Raw genomic sequence first — 25,366 nt, forward strand, 5'->3', positions numbered from 1 at the left:
CATTACTCTATGTCTTTCATCTAACCTACAAACGGGGCCCAGTGCCTTCCCTACATTCACTTATTACTGAGCATTTTTGATATATTTTGGTGATTCACATTCTTGCCAGTACTCTACAATTTTTACTATCATTTTTTTTAATCTATCATAATTACTTGGTTTGATAAAGAATCCCTGAATCGACCTTGAATACGCCTCGATCACATGCTTTTGTTCGGCACTGGTGGAAAAGAAAAGATATGGGATGGATTTGAGTCTCAAATCTTCATTGTTATGAATTTTTTCATACAGTTCCATCCCATTTAATTTTGGCATATTAATGTCAGAAAGAACAAGAAAAGGTTCAATATTTATATGTGTCAAGTATTCCAAAGCTTGTACACCGTCTCCAAAGAAAACCAGCTCATTCTCATAATTCAGCTCTTTGAAAATTTCAGAAAGGATATCCTGGTCGTCCATGTCATCTTCTATTATTACAATAGGTCCTTTTTTATTCATAACTGTTTATTGTTCTGATCCTTAGTAAGTACTGAAAAACGTGCATTAAGTGGGTGTATCCTGAGCAGTCCCCTTGTCATCAGCAAGCAGGATCGCCTTAATCCGGTCAATGTGCACCAGGGAAAGCTCTGCCCGTTCGAGCGCCGACTTCTTGATTGCCCCGGTTTGCTCTTTTGCAAAAGTGGTCAAAAGGTTCCTTCTTTCTTCAAACATCCGGAGCGCCGTCCACATCGTCTCTTCGATCTTCAAGGTTTGCTCGGCGATCAAAGCCTGCGCGGTATAAGCATGACCTGTATGGCAGCGGAAGCGTGTCAGAGGGCCTTTGTCCACTTTCCATAGCACACCACCACAGCCAGGGCAATTAAACGGAACCTGATCTCCCAGGGAATTGACAGCAGGTAAATCGCTTAACACGCGTTTGGCAATCTTTGCTTCGATCATTATATCTTTAGGGATCGGCCTGCTTTTTTCTGGTTTTGCCGCCAGGAGCTGATACAGTAAACCGCCCATTTCCATAAGGGGCAAACAGAAATCCACATCTACCTGCTTGATAGCGTTGGCTGGCATATCAGGGTATTCTGCGTCTTGCGGATCTTGAACTATGCACGTACCGCCGCACCGCTTGATAGCAATCATCCCGGCTGTTCCGTCATCCAAGTAACCTGTCAGCAGGACCCCAATTACATTGCTACCGAAAACAACAGCAGCTGACCGAAACAATGGGTCAATTGCAGGCCGGGAGCGGTTTTCGTGCGCGCCCTTTGTAACCAGGATCTTTTGGTCATCACCGATCATCAAATGATGATCAGAAGGTGCCAGGTACAAATGCCCATTTTGAAGGCTTTCGCCATTTACAGCGTGCTGGCATTTCAGTTCATTCTGCTTATCGAGCTCGTTTAAAAGCACGTCCCCCGTCGCGTCAGCTGAAATATGCTGGACAACCAGTATTGGGGCTGGAAAATTTTCTTGCAGCTGGTTGATTAATGTTTTCAGCGCATTAAGGCCGCCAGCGGAAGTGCCGATGACAACAACTTTTGCCGGCAGCTCCGGTTTGTTTTTGGCCATAGTAGTTTGATGATAGAGCGCGGATGATCCAGGTAAACCAAAAAGACCGGTAGAAACCTGAGTAGCTACTGCAGCTTAACTCGGAAAATAGATCACAAATTCGCTTCCTGTACCGAGTGCGCTTTCAACCCGGATACTGCCACCGGCAGCATCGATTATTTTTTTTGCCAGATAAAGCCCGATCCCCTGCCCTTCATGGTCAGTTTGGAGCCTGTGGTATTTGTGAAAGATTTTATCAATGTCACCTTCGGCCATCCCAGTCCCATTATCCTGGACTGTCAGGGCGATGAATTCACCTACCGTAGCTGTCTGGATGGTGACAACAGGCGTGTCTTCTGATCGGTACTTGATCGCGTTGGAAACCAGGTTAAACAAGATGCTTCTCAGGTTCTTTTTAGAAAAAAGGATTTGACTCACTTTCAAATCGCTTGTGATCACCGCGCCGGTCTGCTTGATCTTATCGCCCAGGCTCCACAGGATGCTTTCCAAAATTTCATTCATATTAACCATCTCAGTCAAAAGAGCCTGGTCTTCAATTTTGGCTACTGTACCAATGTCCTTGATCAGGGCCCCGAACTTATTAACTGAATTGCCGATAATGTTTAAAATCGGTTTTAGTTCTACATCGTCTGCCCGCATTTCAGTTAATAGGCCGATACTGATACCTATATTACTGAGCGGTCCTAGCAGGTCATGAGATGCCGTATGTACAAAATTGTCCAGGTCGCCGTTAATGCGGGTCAGGATTTCATTCTTTTTGTCCAGCTGGTGTTGTATCTCTTTCAGGCTGGTAATTTCATTGAAAGTAATAATGGCACCCGTCCTTTTATTGCCAAGCTGCTGGATATAGGGCATCGTCATGACCTGGTACCATTTTCCATCATTGGCCTGGATTTCGCGGGTTATAGGATAACCGTTGTCCAGGACATGACTTATGTCATCAGAAAGGGTTTCGAACCTGAAATTGGTCGAGATATTACTGATTGGACGCCCAATGTCGCTTTCAACCAAGTTAATATGCCGGACGGTCCCAGGCGAAAATCGCATCAGGCGAAGATCTGAGCTGATAAAGAGCTGGCCATTGATGTTGCTTTTGAAATAATTGTTCAGATCATCGTTAAGCTCTAAGAGCTCGCGGTTCTTTAACTGGTAATCTGCATTAATCGTGTGCAGCTCTTCATTGATGGACTGCATTTCCTCATTGCTGCTCTGCATCTCCTCATTGGCCGATAGTAGCTCCTCATTAAAGGACTGCATATTCTCGTTGAGTGCAAACAGTTTTTCGGTGGCAGCAGCAAGTTGCTCTTTCTGGTCTTTGTTTTCTTGCTCTAAAAACCTGGTATAATCGTCCAGGTAAAGCTTCTCGTCAAACTGCATTGTGCTTGATGACTGGCCGGAACCTTGATCCTCGCTAAACTGTACAACTAAGAACCCATTAGGCCGGCCTCTAAGGACCATCGGGCTAACCGACAAGTTTACCTTGATTGTCTCTTGGCCGTGCTGGATCTGTACTCCTGTGACTACTGTTCTTTTATGGGTTTCGCTAACATTTTTGCAGGCTGCCTTGAAAGCAATATTAAGAGGGCCCGGTAGAAGTTCGGTCAGATCAGATGTTAAAATCTTTTGGGTAAGGAACCTTCCGGTTGGGCCGTAGGATTTAAGCACCCTGTTGTTTTCATCAATACAGACAAGCAGACGCTGGTCTTCATTAAGGATGGTTTCATGAATCGCCCCATCCAGGGTGCGGTCGGGCACTTTATTGGTTTCTGGTTGAGCAACCCCTAAGCCGGCCGGCTTATGGTAGGTATATTCCGGCAGGGTAAACGTCTCAAAGTTTACGGATGGGGTAGCATCCAGTTTCTGGTAGATCTTCGCATTTTTATCAATGACTTTCATGCTCTTTAATATCGGCGAGGGGTTCTCACTGGATCCTAGAAACAGGTATCCCTCGGGTTTTAGCCCAAAGAGGAGCATGTGATAGATTTTTTGTTGTAAGAGCGGGGTCATGTAAATCAGCAGGTTGCGGCAGCTGATCAGGTGCATATTGCAATAGGGCGGATTTTTCACCAGGTCATGTCTGGAAAAGATAACCATTTTACGCAAGGCAACCGTTACCTTATAATCCTCCCCCTCCTGTATAAAGTATTTTTCCAGGTAGGATTGTGGCATTTTGGACACTATGGCAGCAGCGTAAATGCCTTTGCTGGCATGCGCCAGGGCAGCAGTATCAATATCGGTAGCAAAGATTTTCACCTGCTGGTCCTGGATCTTTTCCCCTAAAAGCTCTCGCACAAGGATAGCCATTGAGTAGGCTTCTTCGCCCGTCGCACAACCAGTAACCCATATCCGGATTTCCTGGCCATGTGAAAGACTTTTTACAATGGCGGGGAGCACCCGGTTTTCCAGCGCATCAAATGCTTCGGTGTCCCTAAAAAAAGCAGTCACGCTAATCAGGAAGTCTTTGGCAAGCGCTTCAATTTCATCAGGGGAAGCTTTGGCAAATTCCAGGTAAGCTTCCAGGCGTTCAAAGTTGTTATAAGCCGCCCTTCTTTTGATCCGGCGCAAAATAGTCGACTGCTTGTAGTCTGAAAAATCCAGTGGAAGCTGCTGGCTTATGATCTCGATCAAACCAGCCATATTTTCTCCATCAGAGATGCCGGCCGCTAGTAGTTCAATTTCCCGCTTAACATATTCTTCGATAGCGCCAGGCATTGCCTCGGGCTCCACAATAAAGTCCACCATTCCAGTGGCGATTGCATTGGAAGGCATGCTGTTGAATTCGGTGGTTTGCGGGTTTCTGGCAATCACCATCCCGCCTGCCTTCTTAATTGCTTTAACGCCATCGCTGCCATCAGAGCCCAGGCCCGACAGAATGACGCCAATCGCCTTGGGGCCGTAGTCGGCAGCAAGGGAAGATAAGAAGGTATTGATGGTCATGTGCGGACCGCGCACGTCGGTTTTATCGCTTAAATGTAAATGTCCCCTTTTAACGGTCATAAACTTATCTCCCGGGATCACATATACATAATTGGATGCAATGCCCGTCCCTTCTACCGCCTGTACCATGGTCAGCTTGCTGTACCTGGATAAGACTTCTGCTAACCTGCTTTCATAATCAGCGGATAAATGCTGGACCACAACGTAGGCAATACCATCCAGAGGTGTGTTTTCAAAAAAAGAAATCAGCTCATCAAGGCCCCCGGCCGATGCACCGATGGCAACAATGTGATTTGGTTCAATTGAATTCATTAAGATGGTAAGGTTAGGTGCAGGATGTTGAGCGTAAATGCCACATCATCAAATAATTATTCCTATAAGGTACAGAAAGTTATTGTAGGTGGCACAATGTTTTTCCCAATATGCAACCAGGCGTTGACTACTTACCTATTTGTTGGATTGTAATCTTATGTGTAACTGACTTGAAATGACAAGCTACGTAAGTATATATTGAGCTTACACTAAACTAATTATCGGATGGATAAAAATGGCCCAATTATCATTATAGAAGATGATGCAGACGACCAGTTCGTATTGGAAGAAGTTTTTGGCGAATTAGGGTATTCTAATCAAAGGATGTATTTCTCAGATGGTCAATCAGCATTGGATTTTCTTTATACCAGCAAAGACCTGCCTTTCATTATTATTTCAGATATTAATCTGCCACAGTTAAATGGCTTGGAGCTAAGAAGAAAGGTACAAACTGATGCAGAACTCAGCCTGAAGTGCATTCCCTACGTTTACTTTACCACAGCGATCAACCAGCAGGTCGTTATTGATGCATATAGCACATCTGCACAAGGCTTTTTTGTTAAACCGGGCCAGTACGATGAAATTAAGGCAATAATTAAATTGATGATTGATTATTGGAAAAGGTGTGCGGCCCCGAATAATTTCTGAAGGCACCACACGACACCGGCTTGGCTCATTTCATGAACCTCCTTTCATTATTACAATCTAGTTAAACAGTTGACATAAAAACCAAAAGCATACGCCTTCACAAGTTACATTTAAAGGTGGGTGCAATTTCTGTTTGCTGTACTAAAAAGCCTTATTCAGCTTCTATTTCAAGCAAATCGCATAAACCTCGCCTCTTGGAGGAATTTCAGAAATACCACCGAATAATTTTTGATAAATGATATATAGATAGCATTTATATTCTTGCTACTAAAAAGCAAAAACTGGGGTTGCAATTTGCAAAATACGCTGAACACACATCCGCATAGTAATATCTTTAATTGTTTGGTAGATTTGCTTGGTATGTTCGAAGTTTTTGAAAAATATCTGCGTAGGCACATAGAAATTTCCGATGAAGATCTGGAAATAATCCGGGCTGCAAGTGCCGAAAAGAAATTGCGAAAATGGCAGTCGATTTTGCATGAGGGGGAAGTGTGGCGTTATAACTGCTTCATTGCAAACGGATGTTGCAGGCTGTACCGGTTCGATAAAAATGGAACGGACCATACGCTCAGGTTTGGCGTGGAGAGCTGGTGGATGACCGACCAGGAAAGTTATAATCACCAGACACCTTCGGAGTATAACATTGAAGCCTTAGCTGCCAGCAATGTCATTATCTGGCCGAAGGAGAAATGGCTGGAACTGCTTGAGGCAATCCCTGCTCTTAAACTTTTCAATGAGAAACTAACAGCAAACGCTTACGAAGCAAGCCAGCGACGTATTTTCTATTTGATTAGTTTCTCTGCTACGGAAAAGTATCTTGAATTTGAACAGACCTACCCCAGTATTTTTAACAGCGTTCCACTGCACATGGTGGCCTCTTATCTGGGTATATCCAGAGAAACACTGAGCCGGATTAGGAAGGATTTTACAAAATCAATAAAAAACCCTCCGGTCGACCCGAAAGGTTTTTAAAAATCACCAGCCTATAAGTCACTCAATCGGATGAAGATCGTGAACGCTACTCACGCTTTCCAGGAGCGTCGCCATGTGCAAAATCGTCGATTCGGCCTGCCAGCTTCCGACAATCTGAATGGCGATCGGCAATCCTTCCGCACTCGTTCCGAACCGCATTGCAATACCTGGCAAGCCAGTTAAGTTGAGCGGCACAGTGGCTCCCTGCAGATAAGTCGCGTCCACAGTCTGGCCGTTTATAGTGAACTGCTCGACGCCATGTTTATGCGCAGGGATTGGCAGAACGGGAGTAAGCAACACATCATATTTCTGAAAATATCCTGCGAAGCCATCTCGCAGGCGTTCCACTGCTTGCTCTGCATCAATAAAGTCCTTCATCGAAGTATCAGGAAGTGAAAGCATTGTTTTGGCCATTTTGTAAATCTCATCGTCGCCACGATCAGCCGTCGCCTGCCTAAATGCTTCCTTCATCTCCATCACATGCAGACGATTAAATACATCTAAGGCAAAATCGCGTTCTAATGCCTGAATGCGCACTGGCTCCACAACCAATCCGAGCTCTTTGAGCGCTTTTGCTGCGGCTTCTACCGTCGCTGCAACTTGGGGATCGACCGGACCAAAACCGGGCTCAACAAGCCAGCCTATTCGTAAGTGGCGATTCTGAGCACTGCCTATTCCCGCATCAAATTGTACAGTGCTGGTAGCAAAGGCGTCAAGACCGTCCGGACCTGAAAGGACTGAGAAGGCAAGCTGCAAATCACGAATACTGCGCGCCATAGGGCCGACATGCCAGAAACGGCGCGGCTCCCGCGGCCAAATTCCCGTCATTGGCACACGGCCATGAGTCGCTTTAAGTGAGACGATGCCAGTCTGAGCAGCAGGGCCACGTACCGAGATGGCCAGATCAGTGCCCAGACCCAGCGGCGACATTCCCGAAGCGATCGCTGCCGATTCTCCACCGCTCGACCCACCGGGTGTGCGGGTCAAATCCCAGGGATTGTTTGACCTGCCGCTGAGCAGATTGTCACTTTCGATCCAGTATGAGAATTCGGGAAGATTGGTTTTTGCAAGCATAATGCCACCTGCTTGCTTCATGCGCGCTACGCTGGTCGCATCCTCGCTCGGAATGCGTCCTTTAAAGATGGGCGAACCGCGTTGGGTTAAGACATTTACGGTATCGATTGAATCCTTCACGGTGAATGGAACTCCATGCAGGGGGCCAAGTTCATCACCTCGCGATACCGCCGCATCTGCTGCCTGGGCATCTTCCAAAGCATTTGCAGCAATCGTGACGACTGCGTTGACACTTGGATTCAAGGCATCAATGCGATCAAGGTGTGCCTTCATCACTTCAACTGCCGACACCTGCCGCGTCCGGATCATGTTTGCCAACCCACTTGCATCCTGATAATAAATTGGATTTGTGCTGCTAATTTCTGTTTCCATCACTTTCATTCTAAATTGTTAAATGGCCAAAGATCATGATGATCGCCTAAACAAAAGTAGACTGCAAGCTTTGGTTGGAACGACGTCACATGACACAATCTTACGTTGACATTTGTCACGGTTTTGGCGCGAAAAACGATCCCTAAAAAGTCTTAATTATCCTTTGACAGAGTAATATTTAGCCAGTTGGTATCTCAACATACGACGGTTGAATGAACCCGCCTGTGCAAAATATCTCTGTTAAAACAATGCAAAACAATTCTTAAATACACTGTGATCGCCTAGAGAAAGGTTGAGAGAGTACGGAAAAACCACCGTATTTTCTCCTCTCTGAAATTGCTTACATAATTAACGATAATAAACTTTGTTGGACAACTTAGTAGTCCCTCACTGCCAGATTTTGATGTTAGCTTTGCAACTTCCACCTAAATATCCTAAACGCATCTTCCTACGAACTGCACAACTGAAGTACGTATACGCGACTGGGTTTTTGTAGACGGGAAAGAGTTTTCGAGCCCGGTCGCTGCGAGCTACCTCAGCATATAGAGCAAACCGGCTCACTGATCTGGAGTTTACCATCTTCTTTACCAGATGCAGATCAAAAGCGATTAAACTGCTATATGAAGACTCTTTGCCAACGAACCTGTCAAGAGGGACTTTTATAGAAGCTATTGGGAAATAACTAAGAACAAAATTTCTTTTATACTTTGACATGCTGCTCCACAATGCCCTTGATATCCTCCAAAGTAAAGGGCTTTGTAAGAAAACCGTTGGCACCAGCCCGAAGGCACCGCTCACGTTCACCTTCACTATTTCCTGCCGTCAATGCAATAATAATAACACGATCTGCCTCGGGAATTTTTCTGACTGCCTGCATTGCTTCATAGCCATTCATTTCCGGCATTTGGATGTCCATAAAAATAATGTCCGGAAGAGCATTCTTGCATAAATCAACTGCCTCTACCCCATTGACGGCTTCTGTGATTAGAACATCCTTAAAAGCTTTCTGGATCGCAATTTTGGCAAAAAGCATATTGACTGAATTATCTTCAGCAATCAGGACACGGAGGCCCCTGGCTGGTATGGTGGCCAGGATTTCATCCTGCACCGGCAAGTGCTGGTTAATGGATTCACTTGTAGAAAGCCGGGTTAGACAAAGCAGCAAATCACTAATCCTAATTGGTTTTGTCAGCGTATGAATAGGTTTTGACATATCAAGTTTTTCTAGCCTGCTGATATCTTCTGCGCCATTGATAAGCATAATGTAAGGCAGGCCTGACAATTGAGAAGTTGTACTTTCGGGCTGACTTGTTAAACCTGGCAAGTAGTCAGCAGACTCATGATAATCAGCTATCACCACGTCCCATTTCCTTTCTGATTCTAATAGTGTGCGTGCCAGATCTGGTTGCGATGCCGTTTCAGCATGAATCCCCATCGTATGAAGCATGTTTGCCAAAATCCTTGCGCTATCACTATTATCTTCTATGATCAGCACATTCTCAACCGATAATGGGTTATGCCATTCAACCCCGGCTCCGTTTTCATAAACTGCCGACAGTTCAAAATAAAAAGTGCTGCCTATACCCTGTATACTTTCCAGTTGTAATTGACTACCCATTAGATCCAGCAACTGGTTTGAAATCGCAAGTCCTAAACCGGTACCGCCATATTTTTTGGTGGTAGAACTATCTTCCTGTAAAAAAGCTTCAAATATTCTGGCCTGCTTGCCTGCCTCGATTCCAATCCCGGTATCAATCACTGAGAATTTTATGCGGGCGATTTTTTCAGAAGCATTCAAGGGCCCAAGCAGTTCTACTCGGAGCTCGATCTGGCCGTGGTGTGTAAACTTTCCGGCATTTGTTAACAAATTCATCAACACCTGTTTGATGCGTACAGCATCCACCCAGATAAATTGGGGGACGCCTGCGGACAGGTCAACAAGCATTTCTATGTTCCTGCTTTGAATTGGTGCAGCAATTATGTCTGCAACCTGATAAATTAATTCAAAGATGTCAGTCTTTTCAATTAGAAGATCGAGTTTACCGGCTTCGATTTTTGAAAAGACCAGAACATCATCTAATAAACTGAGCAGTGTATGGGCCGATTGACCTGCAATTTCCAGATAGTGCCTCTGGGTTGGCGTCAAGCCAGAATTCAAAACCAGGTCCGTAAAACCAATTACACCATTAAGCGGTGTACGGATCTCATGGCTCATGTTAGCTAAAAATTCCGATTTGGCTGCGTTGGCCTGATCGGCCTGTAATTTAGCTTGTTTAAGCTCCTCCCTGCTTTCGACCATTTCTGTGATATCCTGGGTGGACATCATCATTCCGCCAATACTACCATCAAGCAGGTTCCAGGGCCGAATCTCAAATTTTAGGTATTGATCTTTATCCCAGCCAAAAGGTCTCCACTTCTCTTCCTCAACGCTGATTATGGCGCCTGCCAGGCATCTCTGATGCAATATTTTCCACTCGCGGCTAATATTGGGAAAAACCTCGTAATGAGATCGTCCAATCAACTCCTGTCCATTTAGCCGGTACTCCTCTATCCATCGGTTACTGTGGGCAATATAGCACATATCTGTATCGAACATCGCAACAGCAGCAGGGGCGTCCCTTACAAAAGCGGTCAGCAGGGACCTTTCTGCCATCAGCGCATGCTCAGTCAGTTTTATTTGGTTAATATCCTGAATGGTGCCGTAAAACCTGACACATTTCCCATTCCTGAATTCAGTGATCCCGACGATCCGTACCCACAACGGCTCACCCTTTGCTGTAATGATCTGAACCTCCAGATCAAAATTTCCTCCGTTCCTTAATACCGCCTGCGTAGCAGCTTTGATCTTCTCAGCGTCAGCACCGTTCCCATAAAAAGCCAGTGCAGTTTCAGGGTCCGGTTTATAGCCCATGACTACCTGATGTATCTGACACGTCTGTTCGGACCACTCTATGGTATTACTCTCAAAGTCAAGCTCCCAAGTCCCTACTTTTGCCATCTTGTTGATGCGCAAAAGAATATCCTGCATTCGGCTGAGTGTTTTCTGCTGTTTAAAACGCTCAGTAATGTCAATCGAATTACCTATTATATAACGCAGGCCGTTATCATTTTCGACCAGAATATTTTTATATTGAAAAAACCGTTCTGACCCATCTTTATGTATGGCAGCACAGATACCCCCTACGATACCCAACCTGTCCATGTCTATCAGGTATTTCCTCAGAGCAAGTTGATGTCTCTCCGGAACAAGGTCTGATAAATTGTATTGTAAGGCCTGTTCAACAGAATAACCAAGTAATGCGGCACCATAACCGTTAATTGAAAGCAGTCTGCCATCCAGGTCATGGGTCAGCATGAGCCCCTGGCCGTTTTCAAAAAAAGACCTGAACTTTTCCTCGCTTTCTTTAATTTTCTTCTCCCTTGCTTTCTCCCGGCTTATGTCGCGGCCGATATTGACCAAATTCCCTGTGAGCGGCTCCAAAGCACAAACCCATTGCAGGTGAAGATATCGATTTTGGCTGTCTACACACCGAAGTGAAAGCTTGATCGATTGCTGGCCGGATAAGGTCTTGGCCGCCATCCTGAGAACAGCGCCTCGGTCCTCGGGATGGACCAGTTCAAAAATAGATGTCTGTAAAAGTCGCTCAGGCTGCCACCCTAACAGTTTCTCAAAGGCGGGATTTACACTAAGCAATATCCCTTCATTTGAAGTGACACAGATCAGATCTTCTGCCAGTGTGACAATGCCTTCATAGTTTCTCAGTCGCCGAAGGTTAGCATGGTCAATAATAATCCGCATCGCTTGGTTGGATAATGTGCGGAGTGCTTCTCTTTGAAGCCCTGATAACTTGCGGGGTTTAACGTCAAATACACAAAGCGAGCCCAGCGCATAGCCATCGGGATCGATCAGGGGATACCCTGCATAAAATCGAATATTGGGGTCCTGACTGACAAAGACATTGTCACGGACGCGCTCATCCTGCAGCGTATCTTCAATCTCTAACAGCTCCTGCTGCATGAGCAAATACTGGCAAAAGGATAATTCCCTGGGAATTTCATTGAGATCGGTTCCCACCTGGCCCTGCACCCACTGATGCTCAAAATCCATAAAAGAAACAAAGGAGATAGGCACTTCGCAGATCAAAGAAGCAAGTCTGGCTAAATCCTGAAATTCGTTCTTAGGATCGGCTTGCTTGATATGATAACCACGCAGCGCGTTCAGGCGCTCATACTCGTTGTCTGGAAGCGGATATAATTTCATATTTTACCAAGTACTTGTACAAAAGTACTTAATATAAAAACTATATCTTTTGAATGCGATTGCAAAATATACATCCCATTTGGCATGTCACAGTAATGGAGAATTCCAGCCAATACTTGAAAGAAGACGCTGATACTTTCAATTAATTTAACAACAACATTAGCCGCATAAATTCCGTAGACTCGTACGATAACCCGATCAACTCCCGTTTTGCACTTCAATATTTAACTCGGCTGATCAAACTAAAAGTCCTGAGCAATTGCCTAACTGGGTATATTCAAGGCCAAGTCCATTTTTTTTGGAAAGTTGGCGATAGCTAAAAGTTGCCCTCGATCAGGATCTTGGGCATTTGTAGGAATTGCTCATGACCGAACAAATAGTGTACAAATAGACTACCTAATAGCTATTCCACCTTTATTGTATTAATATGCCGTATATGGACGGTTTTCAGTTGCTGGAAAAGTTAAAGAAGGATGCAGATCTTCGACTTATGTGCATTCCGTTCGTATTCTTCTCTACCGGTATTACCAGAAAATGGTAATTGACGCCTGTAATCTGTCAGTCCTGTGAAATTTTGTAAAACCAAGGCAGTTAAGCACTCGTGCTCGCGCATCTGAAAGCCTCTCTTCTATAAGTAGCAGCTTTAAGCTAAGATCAACATTTTCCATAATTCTAATTTTATGATAACCACAAAAATATTATTCCAGACCTGGTAATTGTGTTTACCTGCCAGCAATCTCGAAACTAACTCACTACTTACTGCGCTGGCTTGATATTTATGGATTTGGTATTTGTTGTTTCTCATTTTCAAATCCATAAATCGCTTAATGGCCACAAGCACTTTATGAATAAGTTAGTAACTACACATGAATCGCTAAGAATTTCGGCATTGCGCAGCTATAGCATCCTGGATTCATTGCCGGATCAAGATTATGATGAGCTAACCAAATTGGCATCTCAGATTTGTAATACGCCAATCTCGCTTATATCTCTTGTCGACCAGACCCGCCAGTGGTTTAAAGCAAGTCATGGGCTTGATATCACCCAAACTCCCCGGGAATTTTCTTTCTGTGCACACGCGATTGAGAATCCCAACCAGCCCATGGTTGTAGCTGATGCAAGAAAGGATGAAAGGTTTACAGATAATCCACTCGTAAGTGGGGACCCTTATATCGTTTTTTACACCGGTGTCCCATTGATCGATCGGGACGGTTATGCTTTGGGTTCGCTCTGCGTCATTGACCATATGCCCAGGCAGCTCACCTCCCAGCAGCTCTTCGCATTGCAAGTCCTGGCCAGGCAGGTTGCGCGGCTCTTTGAGCTCAGACGGCCCGTGTCGGCGTTAAATTCTAGTGAACAGGAGCTTGAAGCAAGGGCTGAGCGTCTACTTACACACCGCACCAGGCAACTCTCCCATCAGAACCAGGCTCTCTCAGATCTCAACCGGAGTGTCTTAAAAAAGAATGAGGACTTAAAAAGATCAAATACAAACTTGCAGCAGTTTGCTTTTATTGCATCTCATGATTTGCAGGAGCCGTTAAGGAAAATCCAGGCATTCAGTGAGCTGATCATCAAACGCTACCAGGATCAGTTTGGAGATGCATCAGATTATTTATATAAAATAAAATCTGCCGCAGGCCGCATGTCACAGCTAATAAATAACCTGTTGGTTCTTTCGAAACTGCCCGAAAACCGACAGGAAAATATCATAGTTTCCATGGATTGGGTACTGCAAACGGTTTTGCAAAATTTGGAGCTCGCCATCTCCGATGCAGGAGCGCTTATAACATACGGCCCACTGCCTGAGCTTGAAGGGAACCCGACACAGTTATGTCAGTTATTTCAGAATTTGATTGGCAATTCGCTCAAATTTAGGCGTGCCGGAGAGCAGATGCAGATCAGTATCCGGTATAAGAAACTCTTACAGGCAGATTTGCCGCCCGGAATACATCCCCTTAAAATCTGCGAAGAATATCACGTATTCGAAGTTGCTGACAATGGGATTGGCTTTGAGCAGCAGCATTCAGAAAAAATGTTTGAGCTTTTTGCAAGGCTTCACAGTACCAGCGAATTTGCAGGCACAGGCATTGGCCTATCCATATGCCAGAAAGTGGTTACCGTTCACGGCGGGGCAATCTCCGCACAAGGTCAACCCGGGAGCGGTGCTGCTTTTTGTGTTTATCTGCCAGTCTGATCAGGTATTTTTGCTTAGTCCAAAAGAGGAAATGCTCTTGTGTGAATTAGGCCTATGAAAAACCTCTTCATAAAATTGCTAAACTAAGAACTGCAAAAGATGAGACATTTTATAATCTTGCTTTTCACGCCATTCCTTTTTTTCGGTTAGCCCCGCCCCATAAAGCATACAGCCAGTGATCACCAAAATCAGGCAAAATCATACTTTTTAACATCTGATACGGTTAAACTTGCTTATAAAATTTCCGGCAATGGTATCCCTTGTATGTATGTCCCGGGAGGCCCCGGGCAAGGCTATGCAACTTTTGAAAAATTAAAGATGATATATATATGGATCAGAGAGGATCCGGCGCTTCGGGTAAATCCGATAATTATCATCTAGACAGAATGGTTGAAGATATCGAAGAGTTAAGGCAAAATCTCAACCTGAAAAAAATGTACCTTCTCGCCCACTCTTTTGGAGGTATCATAGCTATCAATTACGCCAAAAAATATCCCCAGTATGTAAGAGGCCTTATATTGGCGAACGCCACACTGCATTTCTTAAATACTGCCACCTTACAGCAACAGATTGCATATGCAGATAGTCTGTTGCAGGTTCCGGGCGGCCATAAAGTGATTCCAAAGGATAGCCTCTTACCACAATTTTTCAAGGTAAGTGCTGCACTGAGAAAAAAAAGGATGGGATACAGATTCTTGACAGATGACATCAAAACCATCGCGCTAATGGACAAGATAGATTCTTTATATCCGCGAATTATAGATTTTGGAACTGATGTGGTCACCAAACCGGAAAAATATCTCGAGTACTATCAGGACTATTCGAAAATGAGCAGTGAAATCGTTTTGCCAACATTAATTATAGCGGGTGAGCAAGACCACGCAGTGGGTGTAAATCATTACAAGTCCTTCCAGTTCCCATCTCAGAAAACCGTTTCCATTAAAGGGGGGCATTTACTGTATTATGAAAATAATCATGCTTTTCTAAAAGCAATTTGGGAATTTTGCGGTAAGTAACCATTTACGGGCTCATTATTCTTCTGTTCCATACCCGAAGCTAACTATCCACAGCTCAGCAGCTAGCTGTTTCTAATTAGTAACGCGCATTTCACCCAGCGTAAATCGACAGTTCCTACCCTGTTCGATCATTTTAGCTTCTGATTGTCCTTTTTTCAAGATCCAATAGAACCCTGCAACGTGCTAAAAATTAGGCTTAAGCCCTGCCTACTTTTTTCCACAAAATCTAAAACTTAAAACTGCGAGATCCGTGGAGTTTTTAAATTTTTTTAATAAAAATTTCTGTCAATGACATCGTTGCTTTACCAGCATCATTATTTTGATAACGTCCTTTAATTCACATTATAATCGCAAGAATTTCATATTTTAGTATCTGGTAGTTACATCATTGTCAATGAGTTACACAACTTTCGGGAGTATTAAATTTACGGATATGGCATGCTTTTTCTACGTGGAAGAATAGTATCAAACTAAAATAAGTCAAACTATGAAATCTCAGTTCGAAGATTTTAACTTCACTTCCAGAAACGAGCACACTGAAGGATTGATTACAGGCCTGCTACTTGGAGCGGCCATAGGTGCCTGCGTTGGGATCCTGCTTGCTCCTAAATCGGGCAAAGCTTTGCGTGGAAAAATTAAGGATCTTGCCGACTCACAGGCCGACACGCTAGGCAGCTCCTGGGAGCAGGCGAAAGATAAGGCGGGTAAGGCAGCAGGCGATGCAAAAGATGCCATCAGTTCAGCAGCCGATGAGACCGGATCCAAATTGAAGGACCTTGCCAATAAGGCAGAAAACGAAATCGAGGATGGTGTAGAAACAGTCGCTGACCGTTTCCAGAAAAAATATTAATAAGTCCACACCCCGAAGGCCGGTTGCCAAGCATTGCTGGCTCCGGCTTCTTCAACCATTTCATCTTTACAACTAATAACCACTAATTTATGGAACGTAGTAATCTTTACGCGCAGCCCGCGTCAGCTGGCAACTTTATTAACTTAAAAAGAATTTCATGGAGTGCCATTTTTGCAGGTGTACTTGTAGCCATTGTAGCTCAAATGCTGCTTTCGCTCCTGGGTTTCGGGATCGGTCTGGGTACGATTGATGCCGTCGAAGAAAAAAATCCAGCGGCAGGCCTTGGCATTGGCAGTGCGATCTGGTATATCCTGTCGAGCCTGATTTCCCTTTTTGTCGGAAGCTGGGTTGCCGGTCGTCTGGCCAGCGCTCCGCGCTTGTTCGATGGCATCCTGCATGGCGTGCTTACGTGGTGCCTGGTAACACTGCTGACCATTTACTTTCTGACGACAACGATCGGCAGCATCATAGGCGGAACAGGCCGACTGGTTGGCGGATTGGTGAAAACAGCCGGTAAAGGCATTGCAGCAGCTGCGCCGGGCATTGGCGATGCAGTCCAGGGCCAATTGAAAGCCAATGGTGTTGACATGGAAAACCTGGATTTATCTGACCTGAAAAGCGAGGCGAATAAGCTTCTGCGTCAAACCGGTGATCCGTTATTAAATCCAAACAGATTAGAACAGAAAGCAGACCGTGCTGCCGACAATGCAGGCAATGCAGCGGAAAATTCCGCTTCGGATCCAGGAAATGCAGATGATATCGCAGGTAGTATGTTCAAAAACCTTTTCAAAGAAGGTCAGGCAACAGTATCACAAGTGGATCGGCAGGATGCGGTGAATGTGGTGATGAAACGGACAGGAAAGTCTGAGCAAGAATCAAAGCAGATCGTGGACAACTGGATCAATACGTATAAACAAGCACAGGTCAAATTAGAACAGACCAAAAAAGAGGCAGAAATCAAAGCAAGGCAAATGGCGGATGACGCCGCTTCGGCAGCTTCGAAGGCAGCTATATTTGGCTTTCTCGGTTTGCTGATTGGCGTTGCAGCTGCTGGTTTCGGAGCAAAAATGGGAACAGAGTCGCAGAACAATGAAAACCGCTTTGATCAGCCGATAAGCAGCCTTGGGTAAGTTAAAACCGATTTGGCTAAACAGGGAACAGGGCACCAATTGTGTGCCCTGTTTTAATGTCAGACCTTTTAAGAATTCATATCACTTTCGCCTATGTCCAATCTCCTATGGCGCCAGCAGAAATCATCTCAGAAGTCGATAGAAATGGTGGCGAGAGAATTTTTCTCCATCATCGATCCTAGCCTGGTGCCTCAGGTTTTGCTGCTGGGCTTCGAGCTGGCAAAACCCATAAATGAAACCTCGTTTTTTTTGGAGCCATCCGGCTCAGATCTTGGGGCAGATGACTTTATCAAGATTCATGAACTTGCCCGGCAACCTGGCACTGATGAAAAGGTCAGTAAAGTGAAAAGCTCGCAAAAAAGGATTACGGGAAGCCAGATTGAGCGGGCGCGTTTTCAAGCTTACAAGCTGGCTGCCGAAAACCTGCTAATGGTTTCCCCGGCTTTCGAACATAAGCAGCTGCACCTTTCGGTGCCTTGTGAAATAGGGTCTTACCTGGTATTCATTGTACTGAGCTTGCCAAAAGACGTAATTGCCCGGTATTTTACACTTCAAAAGTCAGAAAATGCCGAGCAGAACCAATCGACCCGCTCTTTTCTTGAAAGCGCCATAAACGTATTTTTATCGGAATCGTGGGGTGCTTTGAAAGATAGCCAGTTCAAAAAGCGGTTTATGGACCGGTCTTCGGAGGAACTGCTCAAAAGCGCAGGTCGCAATTTCATGACAAGTATCCAGGAAAACATTGAACCCGGCTCGGATCAGGTTAGCTTGTTCGATGTGTTTGACAACGTTTCCCTGCTTCGGTATGAGGGAAGCGATGCGATGGGTAAAATCTTGCTGGCTAAACAAGGACATTCAAATATTGTCCATAAACTACGCCTGTCAAAACCGATCCCGTTAAAGGATTCCCGAAAAGTCCGTAAATTTTTAGAGCTCTCTGATCCAGACAGCTGCGTGCTATGTGATGGTGAATACATTACGGGATTAGGCATGATACGTGGCGATTACAATCCAAAGCAAAAATCACTGTATTGCATCAACTTTAAGGGCCATTACAAATGGGAGTTGCTCCATGATGGCAACCCGTTGCTATCGGTTTGTCATGGCCTGCCGAAAATGCGGGTGGAAGGCATTGACCGCAACTATTTTACGGGGCTGGTCAATCAGGTGTTCAAGGGCCTGAACGCTTCGCAAACCGACCGACTCTGGGATATTACGCTGAGTGCGACCCAGCAAAAAGCGGGTACGATGCTCGTTATTTCCGATCGTGCCAAATCAGAAGCTAGGAGGTTGGCTGGTCAGTGTTTTAAAGTAGAGCCTCTGGTACTCACCGAGGAGCTCGTTAGCCAAATCACCTCCATTGATGGTGCGGTGCTGCTCGACCAGGATTGTGTATGTCATGCAATCGGTGTAATCCTGGACGGCATTGTCTCAGACAAACAGGGGGATGCCTCACGGGGTGCACGGTATAATTCAGCTATCCGTTATTTTGGTACCAATCACCCAAAGCATTTGATATTGATTATCATTATCTCAGAAGACGGGATGATTAACTTGATTCCCAACGGGTAAATCAAAAATCCATCCAGAAAGATAGTATGGCAGATGGAAGCATTTAACAGAAAAAAAATTTAGGTGGACAAGATCGGCAATGTCATATCAGTTGGAATAGACCTCACCAGTTCTGAGAAAAAACATAGCGGCTGGGCTGTTTTAAATAATAATGTAGCGTCGACGCGCCGTATCCGCACGGATCAGGAATTAATAGATACTACCATTGCTCAAAACCCAGCGGTTATTGTCCTTGACGCACCGCTATCGCTACCGGTGGGAAGATTAAGTGTATTTGATACAGACCCTGGCCGGCAGCAATTTGGGATTACCCGGGAATGCGAGCGTGCGCTGCTTAAAGTGGGTATCCGGTCCTATCCATGCCTGCTACCAAGCATGCAAAGACTTACTGAACGCGGTATACGTTTGGCGGTTGAATTTAGAATGCGGGGTTTTGAAGTCATTGAAGGGTATCCAGGTGGCGCTCAGGATATCCTGGGAATCCCACGGAAACAGAAAGGCATTTCAGATCTGGCAAAGGGACTGGAAGGATTTGGGATTACCGGCTCGTTTATTGAAAAGCCAATCTCCCACGATGAGCTTGATGCGATTACTGCGGCCATTGTCGGGTGTTTTTATTTGTCAGGCAACTATGAGGCTTTTGGCAATGAATCGGAAGGGTTCCTGATTGTTCCAAAACGTTAGATTAGTTAGATAATTCTGAATAAGTGTGGCACTATATGGCCATGCAATTTTTAGCCTTCCTTGTGTAATACACATTCCGATGCCTGGCAACCATACTCTTAGGCTTTAAGGATCAAGAGTTTATGAACAACTCATCTTCTATTTCGTAAGACGATGGCTCCTATTTTGATGATTCTGATGGTATTCGCTATGGGTGCTCACGGAAAATATCAACGAAGAGCCCTATGGCTGGTTATGGACACACCGATGTTGGAAAAGATAAAATTACATGAATCAAGAGCTAAACCCTAGAATTCAACCGAAGGAAGCATTTCCCCATGTTGATATGTTAAATCTGATTCAATAATCGACTGTCTTTTACATCGCTTTGCACCGCTGAATCCAGATTGCCACTCCAAGCATTTTGAAAAACTGATTTAAGATACTATGTGTTTTAATCCGTATAGACTGACAAAGTTTGATTTAAGGTGCTTTTATTTAGATTAACTGTACCATTTTGGCCAATTCGATTCAGATATTCAATAAAAAAGGAGATAGCTTAGATTTCATTTTAACCACCGAATATTTAGACTGCTCCTAGCGGTTACAAAAATGATAATGATAGCTTCTCGCGGCTGTCGAAGCCCAGGTATAGCCGAAGAGCATCTTCTTGTCTCACTAATTCAGTCGAAGGCGCAGAAATGCGACATAGAAATATGGAATGATGAAATAAAACCAATTACTATAACTAAGTTCATAGTAGTTGACGTATCAACTAGTCTTTTAGAAGGGAGTTTTGGGAAACGATTAAAGAGTGTGACCAAATTCAATCAATCGTTCGCCTAAGTTAGTGTCACCAGTATAACTGTCTATGATAAAATGAGAAATCTCTCCTTTGAAGTGAGACTTATTACTGAAATTAAGTGATGATAGCATATATAAAAGCTGCTGATAGCTTCTATAAGTGGTATCATCGAGTGGGAACAATAATTGATTTTTAACGTCGCCTATTATTTCTTGAAGCCTTTGGTCAAACAGAGCTTTTGGAGTCATTTTACTTATTGCCTATCTGATAGTTTTTGGCAAACTATGCAAAATCGCATTCTCATCAAACCCTCCATTGTGACACCAGTCGTTTTTTCATGCTTGCACTCCTAACGAGTCAGATTTTGGAGATTTGATAAGTAATATCAAATTTTCTTATATATTGCTTTATCAATTGTTCATTTGTCTTAGAGCTACTTTTACCTACATCCACTCGACAAATCCATATGCTAAAAAATATTTTCACGGTTTTAGGCATCACGGTAATATTTGGCAGTTTCTTATTTTGTTCATGCGGAAAAAAGTCTAATCATACAGTCGTGTATGTTAATGTTGACAGCTTAACCACCAAGTTAGGGATAATCCTTAATCCTCATTACAAAGCCGCGTATGCTAACGTTGATAGCCTAATAGGTCAATCCGGAATGATGATTGATTCTAGAAAAAATGGTCTATGGCTAACAGAATCGGTTGGTGGGCGATTGTTACATGAAACAAATTACTTAAACGATAAAATGCATGGTATTCACGTAAGTTATGCTGAAGATGGCTCGATTTCTAGAATAGAACATTATAATCAGGGACAGCTGGACGGTTATTCCGTGAATTGGGCAGATGGGGATATATATAGTAAAGGGCCATTTAAAAAGGGCAAAATGGATGGTAAATGGGAATTTTATTGGTTTGGACAGCTGGCCCGAAAAGTAGAATATAAAGATGGCGAACCAATTAAAGTGCAGGAAATTATTAAGATGCCAACACCCCCAAAGTGGATTGAGTAGTTACTTTTCCGAAACGCAATGGGCAAAGTGCGTTCTCCTTGTACAAAACTAAGAACTTTCCCAAAACTACTACCGACCCCTTGTTCTGTGTTTTGTTGTTTAACATAAAATCTGTTATGAAAACACACCGGCGTCTTTCTGGGTTTTGTTATGGTTATTTCTCCGTAACTAAGGGTAGATAAGTTTCATTTTTTGAAGATCACTCGAAAAAATGCTACCTATTCTGGATTAATAGATTAATTTTTTCACAAACAGCCCCAGGAAAAATCATATAGATATCCTTCCGATGATTGTTGATTTCTTTAATGCTTACAAAATCTGTTATATCAAATCTTGCCTTCTCAATTGCAGCGACACGAACTGCGCCCTCTTTCAACATTTTATCGTCAGTATAGATTTTTGTCCACAAATAATATTTAGGATATGCAACACCGCTTTGAGTTGGCCCTTCCCGTAAAAACTCCCACTTTACCACTACTTGCTTAGATTTTGTAGAAAAGTATTTTTCAAGGTCTCGCTTTAATAAGCTATCAAATTGAAGCTGATCGGGAATGTTAGCTTCTAAGTACGATTTTTGGACATCTTGAAACATTTTTTGTTCGAGAGAATCCTTTTGGCTTTGTTCGAGAGAATCTTTTTGAATTTGTCCATAGCAACTATAGAAAAAAGTCATAAACATGATAATAGGAATAGAAAATAAGCATTTGTTTTTCATCGATCTTGTATTATTTTATTAGTTATCTAACTGATTTACACACCCCGTTCGAAAACCGACTTTTACATACCAAAGCCAAAACCCCGCTTTTTCTGCTGTTCCTGTCGGGGTTTGATTTCAGGCTGCTGCGCCAGCTCCTTCTTTTCCCCTTTGTTCTGCTCCAAAGCTAAGCTTTGCTCTTTGGCCTGTTTGGCCTGGTGATTTCGCTCAGCCAAAATCATATCGGCCCGCTGCACGGCAGTCCCGTTGAGCATCACCTTCCGGTATTGGAATGTTTCACTTAGCTCACGTTCATAACCAAACGTTCGGTCAAAAGCTTTCTCACAGCGCTCCGTAAAATATAGCCGGTCACACTGCCCGAATTTTTACAGTTAAAATTGCTTCCTCGGTGGCGCATAGAGTGAAAAATATTATAAAATAAACGTTCATATAAATGGTAAGGATAATCTAGCAAAAATGTTTAATATTACGTTGTAATTGTTATAAAATAAATCTGATTATTAGGTTTTCATCTAATCGCTTCAAAATGCCCCGTAATATCGCCTATTTACGTGTCTCGACTCTTGACCAAGACCTTGAAAAGAATAAAGCTGACATCCTGCATCTGGCTAATGAGAAAAATTTAGGAAAAGTCGAGTTTGTCCAGGAAAAGGTTTCCGGGAAAGTTGCTTGGCGTAACCGCAAAATCGGTCCAATCCTCGATGAGTTAAAAAAAGGAGATGTCATTTTACTTAGTGAGTTTTCCAGACTTGGCCGGTCTATGCTTGAAGTGATGGAGATCATTTCCATCGCCATGCAAAAAGGTATCCGGATCTATACTGTAAAAGGTGCCTGGCAACTTGACGACTCGATCCAAAGTAAAGTGATGGCAATGGTATTTGCGATGGCTTCCGAAATTGAAAGAGACCTGATCAGTAAAAGGACAAAGGAGTCTCTTGCAGCAAAGAAACTGTCGGGAATAAAACTTGGCCGACCGTCGGGCCCAGGTAAAAGTAAACTTGATCAGTTCAAGCCTGAGATCGAGGCTTTGCTGCTCAGTGGTTCGAGTCAGAAGTACATTGCCGACCGTTACCGGGTGACGGAGGCTACTCTGTCAAATTGGATCAAAAAGAATGGTATAAAAAAATATCAAAAGGCAGCTTGACTTTTCACAGGATTTGGGTGAATTTTCTTATACCCGATGCTATCCTAGTGCAATATAATTCTGAAATACCCGGACAAAATAATTCTGAAGCTCACAATTTCCCGTAAATTAAGAAATAGGTTATAGTTCGTTTAAACCCCGTATTTTTTTAGTGATTCGTTGCATGCCCACTTCATTTCACATGTTATACTAACTTAGTCACAGTTCAAGATAAGCAGCATAGCAATTTGACACGATCATTAAAACACCTATCTGTATAACTAAGCATTTAGTAGTTGATATGTCATCCGATGTATTTGAACGGGGGTTGTAAATCTTGAATTAAAATCTTTTTCCAAGATTTTAATTCGAAGCTATAATCGGTTTTAGTGCCAATGGACGCCTCTTAGCCTGGTGGTTTTACCCGGCTACAAACACATCAGATCGCTGCTGTCCGGTTGGCGTTAGATTATGTAATAAAGGGTTTATCGCAACTCAGTTTATTGCCTAACGTTCCGTCAAAAGCTTTCTCGGATTGCTCCGTGAAATTCATCCGGTCATTTCGCCTCCTTTCTACACTAAAAGCTAGTTTCCGAAGCCATATCTTCCTGAGACTGGTGCTTTCGAATTTTGTTTTACTGTAATAGCACTAAAAACCGTGCTTATTTCAGTGCTTATTTTCTATCTTGATACATTTGGATTGAGATATTTTGTAGTGCTAACTATAGCGTCATGCTTATCAGCTATTCCTTAGGATCATTGTATTACTCATGTTAATGTGTCATTATTAAAGTACATTAAAACCGAGTTATAGTGTTAGAATATGTGCTTAAAGCCACACTGGAATAAGTGCGAGACCTTATGTGATAAACAGGAAGCAGTGTTGGCATTTTGCAGATCTGGTAGCACGAGGAACTTATATACTCACGACAGACATGCAATAGTATTTGCCAATTACTCCTCCCCTACCCTATCAAGATTTTTACCAGTGGTCTGTCAATTCTTTTTGTATATCAGGAGCCAGCACAGATCCATTAACACCTACTACTGCAGTGTACGTTTGGAGTAGCAGCAATTGCTCGTTGTCGGCAGCTATTATTTTCCATTGAAATTGGTTGTGATTTTTTAGTGGCAAAAATAGCGTCATGCGGTAAATCCATTTATTATAATCTTCATAGAATCCTTCCTGACGGGATAAATTTATAAATGAGGTAAAATTAGTTACAGTGCTAGTTTCGGTGCCTATTTAGGCAGCGAGATCAGTGCTAAACAATTGATATGATCAATAGCCCTTTTACAGGCAGTTAGAAGATATGGTAGTATCAGTACTTGCGTGCTCTAAATATTTGTCTGCAATGATCCTTCCCTCCCCTATCAGTAGCCTAAAGCTTTATTTAAATATATGATTAGTGTTTGTACAGATGACTTCTCCATTCGGCGTGGATGCAATTGCTCAATTACGCATTGGAAAAGTACAAGCTTTAAGAACTATTAGGCTCTAACACATACTGATCATGTTGGCAGTATGTCATCCTTCCTCCCGTAGTTGAGACTGGTTACTCAAAGAGTTGATAATGCTTTCAGCATAACTTTCGGCACTGCTTTTGGTGCTAAAAGGTATACTGTTTCCATATTGTATCTTTGCAGTTATATTATCCTCGCGGTGCTGACTTATTTCTTTTAGTGCAATTAATTAATGCTTATGATCTTGCTTAGCGATCTATGCTATTGACAGTCTTTCCTGAACGCATATTTCAGGTCAGGCTAAATCAATCGTTTGAGAATAGCACTGAAAATAGTGTTTAAACCAGTGCTTTATCCAGTGCTAAAATGAAAGTAAGGGTTCTATGCATTAAAGAGATTGAATTTTATCCTGATTCTATTCAGTGATCTAATATTTCCAATATAGATCTACCAATCAAACATTTGACACTTCTTAGGATAAGTAAGAATGTCACAAAAAATCTCCACTTAAAAAACCAGTGCTATTCTGGGCACTGATTACAGTGCTATTAAAAAAAATATTATTTTTTTTAATAATCGTTAATGTGCTCATATAAAGTAGGTTACAGTTAATATTCTGCATGTTAAAGCAGTGTTTAAAACAGCACTAGAAATTACACCGAATAAGGCATTTG

Annotated in this window: 16 protein-coding genes and 1 pseudogene; 10 read left to right on the plus strand and 7 right to left on the minus strand. The window is 43.3% G+C overall.

Annotated features, from left to right (window positions below; genetic code table 11):
* Nucleotides 1-63: 63 nt before the first annotated feature.
* The 3 genes from NFI80_RS25490 to NFI80_RS25500 all read right to left on the minus strand — a co-directional run bounded on the left by NFI80_RS25490 (nt 64) and on the right by NFI80_RS25500 (nt 4,812).
* Nucleotides 64-498 (minus strand): response regulator, encoded by a 435-nt coding sequence (locus NFI80_RS25490; RefSeq protein ID WP_254414193.1) that lies wholly within the window; start codon nt 496-498, stop codon nt 64-66.
* Nucleotides 499-543: 45 nt separating this feature from the next.
* On the minus strand, nt 544-1,563 hold the full coding sequence (locus NFI80_RS25495) for a chemotaxis protein CheB (RefSeq protein WP_254414194.1): 1,020 nt from the start codon (nt 1,561-1,563) through the stop codon (nt 544-546).
* 75 nt (nt 1,564-1,638) lie between these two features.
* Nucleotides 1,639-4,812: a CheR family methyltransferase gene (locus NFI80_RS25500; RefSeq protein WP_254414195.1), complete on the minus strand. Its 3,174-nt coding sequence runs from the start codon at nt 4,810-4,812 to the stop codon at nt 1,639-1,641.
* A gap of 225 nt (nt 4,813-5,037) precedes the next feature.
* Between NFI80_RS25500 and NFI80_RS25505 the strand changes: the two genes are divergently transcribed.
* Together NFI80_RS25505 and NFI80_RS25510 are read left to right on the plus strand one after the other, a co-directional pair.
* Nucleotides 5,038-5,460: a response regulator gene (locus NFI80_RS25505; RefSeq protein ID WP_235176329.1), complete on the plus strand. Its 423-nt coding sequence runs from the start codon at nt 5,038-5,040 to the stop codon at nt 5,458-5,460.
* Between the two features lie 360 nt (nt 5,461-5,820).
* Nucleotides 5,821-6,432, plus strand: a complete 612-nt coding sequence (locus NFI80_RS25510; protein WP_254414196.1) for a Crp/Fnr family transcriptional regulator — start codon at nt 5,821-5,823, stop codon at nt 6,430-6,432.
* Between the two features lie 18 nt (nt 6,433-6,450).
* On the opposite strand, the gene NFI80_RS25515 is transcribed toward NFI80_RS25510, so the two are convergent.
* Nucleotides 6,451-7,887 (minus strand): amidase, encoded by a 1,437-nt coding sequence (locus NFI80_RS25515; protein ID WP_374760349.1) that lies wholly within the window; start codon nt 7,885-7,887, stop codon nt 6,451-6,453.
* Between the two features lie 691 nt (nt 7,888-8,578).
* The gene (locus tag NFI80_RS25520) at nt 8,579-12,139 is read right to left on the minus strand and encodes a PAS domain S-box protein (RefSeq protein WP_254414197.1); all 3,561 of its coding nucleotides are present in this window, start codon (nt 12,137-12,139) and stop codon (nt 8,579-8,581) included.
* 844 nt (nt 12,140-12,983) lie between these two features.
* Between NFI80_RS25520 and NFI80_RS25525 the strand changes: the two genes are divergently transcribed.
* From NFI80_RS25525 to NFI80_RS25555, 7 genes are all read left to right on the plus strand, one after another.
* Entirely contained in the window at nt 12,984-14,333 is a 1,350-nt protein-coding gene (locus NFI80_RS25525; protein WP_254414198.1) for a GAF domain-containing sensor histidine kinase, read from the plus strand.
* A gap of 329 nt (nt 14,334-14,662) precedes the next feature.
* Nucleotides 14,663-15,349 carry an alpha/beta fold hydrolase gene (locus NFI80_RS25530; protein ID WP_254414199.1) on the plus strand — a complete coding sequence of 229 codons (687 nt, stop codon included), beginning with the start codon at nt 14,663-14,665 and terminating at the stop codon, nt 15,347-15,349.
* Between the two features lie 487 nt (nt 15,350-15,836).
* Entirely contained in the window at nt 15,837-16,199 is a 363-nt protein-coding gene (locus tag NFI80_RS25535; RefSeq protein WP_254414200.1) for a YtxH domain-containing protein, read from the plus strand.
* Nucleotides 16,200-16,288: 89 nt separating this feature from the next.
* The gene (locus NFI80_RS25540) at nt 16,289-17,329 is read left to right on the plus strand and encodes a PDZ domain-containing protein (protein WP_254414201.1); all 1,041 of its coding nucleotides are present in this window, start codon (nt 16,289-16,291) and stop codon (nt 17,327-17,329) included.
* Nucleotides 17,330-17,422: 93 nt separating this feature from the next.
* Nucleotides 17,423-18,901: a diadenylate cyclase gene (locus NFI80_RS25545; RefSeq protein ID WP_254414202.1), complete on the plus strand. Its 1,479-nt coding sequence runs from the start codon at nt 17,423-17,425 to the stop codon at nt 18,899-18,901.
* Between the two features lie 63 nt (nt 18,902-18,964).
* Nucleotides 18,965-19,585: a DUF429 domain-containing protein gene (locus tag NFI80_RS25550; protein WP_254414203.1), complete on the plus strand. Its 621-nt coding sequence runs from the start codon at nt 18,965-18,967 to the stop codon at nt 19,583-19,585.
* 1,250 nt (nt 19,586-20,835) lie between these two features.
* The gene (locus NFI80_RS25555; RefSeq protein ID WP_254414204.1) at nt 20,836-21,390 is read left to right on the plus strand and encodes a toxin-antitoxin system YwqK family antitoxin; all 555 of its coding nucleotides are present in this window, start codon (nt 20,836-20,838) and stop codon (nt 21,388-21,390) included.
* Between the two features lie 214 nt (nt 21,391-21,604).
* On the opposite strand, the gene NFI80_RS25560 is transcribed toward NFI80_RS25555, so the two are convergent.
* Nucleotides 21,605-22,105 (minus strand): hypothetical protein, encoded by a 501-nt coding sequence (locus NFI80_RS25560; RefSeq protein WP_254414205.1) that lies wholly within the window; start codon nt 22,103-22,105, stop codon nt 21,605-21,607.
* 62 nt (nt 22,106-22,167) lie between these two features.
* Nucleotides 22,168-22,446, minus strand: a pseudogene (locus NFI80_RS25565) (DUF5712 family protein); the annotation flags it as partial.
* A 185-nt stretch (nt 22,447-22,631) separates the two neighbouring features.
* On the opposite strand from NFI80_RS25565, the gene NFI80_RS25570 reads away from it, so the two are divergent.
* The gene (locus NFI80_RS25570; RefSeq protein WP_254414206.1) at nt 22,632-23,249 is read left to right on the plus strand and encodes a recombinase family protein; all 618 of its coding nucleotides are present in this window, start codon (nt 22,632-22,634) and stop codon (nt 23,247-23,249) included.
* Nucleotides 23,250-25,366: the final 2,117 nt, after the last annotated feature.

Source organism: Dyadobacter chenhuakuii (genome assembly GCF_023821985.2).
Taxonomy (GTDB): domain Bacteria; phylum Bacteroidota; class Bacteroidia; order Cytophagales; family Spirosomataceae; genus Dyadobacter; species Dyadobacter chenhuakuii.

Excerpts from the sequence above, each read along its gene's own strand:
- NFI80_RS25525 (WP_254414198.1), top strand. The coding sequence starts at position 12,984 with ATGAATAAGTTAGTAACTACACATGAATCGCTAAGAATTTCGGCATTG.
- NFI80_RS25545 (WP_254414202.1), top strand. The coding sequence starts at position 17,423 with ATGTCCAATCTCCTATGGCGCCAGCAGAAATCATCTCAGAAGTCGATA.
- NFI80_RS25515 (WP_374760349.1), bottom strand. The coding sequence starts at position 7,887 with ATGAAAGTGATGGAAACAGAAATTAGCAGCACAAATCCAATTTATTAT.
- NFI80_RS25510 (WP_254414196.1), top strand. The coding sequence starts at position 5,821 with ATGTTCGAAGTTTTTGAAAAATATCTGCGTAGGCACATAGAAATTTCC.
- NFI80_RS25560 (WP_254414205.1), bottom strand. The coding sequence starts at position 22,105 with ATGAAAAACAAATGCTTATTTTCTATTCCTATTATCATGTTTATGACT.
- NFI80_RS25495 (WP_254414194.1), bottom strand. The coding sequence starts at position 1,563 with ATGGCCAAAAACAAACCGGAGCTGCCGGCAAAAGTTGTTGTCATCGGC.
- NFI80_RS25570 (WP_254414206.1), top strand. The coding sequence starts at position 22,632 with ATGCCCCGTAATATCGCCTATTTACGTGTCTCGACTCTTGACCAAGAC.
- NFI80_RS25500 (WP_254414195.1), bottom strand. The coding sequence starts at position 4,812 with ATGAATTCAATTGAACCAAATCACATTGTTGCCATCGGTGCATCGGCC.
- NFI80_RS25555 (WP_254414204.1), top strand. The coding sequence starts at position 20,836 with ATGCTAAAAAATATTTTCACGGTTTTAGGCATCACGGTAATATTTGGC.
- NFI80_RS25490 (WP_254414193.1), bottom strand. The coding sequence starts at position 498 with ATGAATAAAAAAGGACCTATTGTAATAATAGAAGATGACATGGACGAC.
- NFI80_RS25535 (WP_254414200.1), top strand. The coding sequence starts at position 15,837 with ATGAAATCTCAGTTCGAAGATTTTAACTTCACTTCCAGAAACGAGCAC.
- NFI80_RS25505 (WP_235176329.1), top strand. The coding sequence starts at position 5,038 with ATGGATAAAAATGGCCCAATTATCATTATAGAAGATGATGCAGACGAC.
- NFI80_RS25540 (WP_254414201.1), top strand. The coding sequence starts at position 16,289 with ATGGAACGTAGTAATCTTTACGCGCAGCCCGCGTCAGCTGGCAACTTT.
- NFI80_RS25530 (WP_254414199.1), top strand. The coding sequence starts at position 14,663 with ATGGATCAGAGAGGATCCGGCGCTTCGGGTAAATCCGATAATTATCAT.
- NFI80_RS25520 (WP_254414197.1), bottom strand. The coding sequence starts at position 12,139 with ATGAAATTATATCCGCTTCCAGACAACGAGTATGAGCGCCTGAACGCG.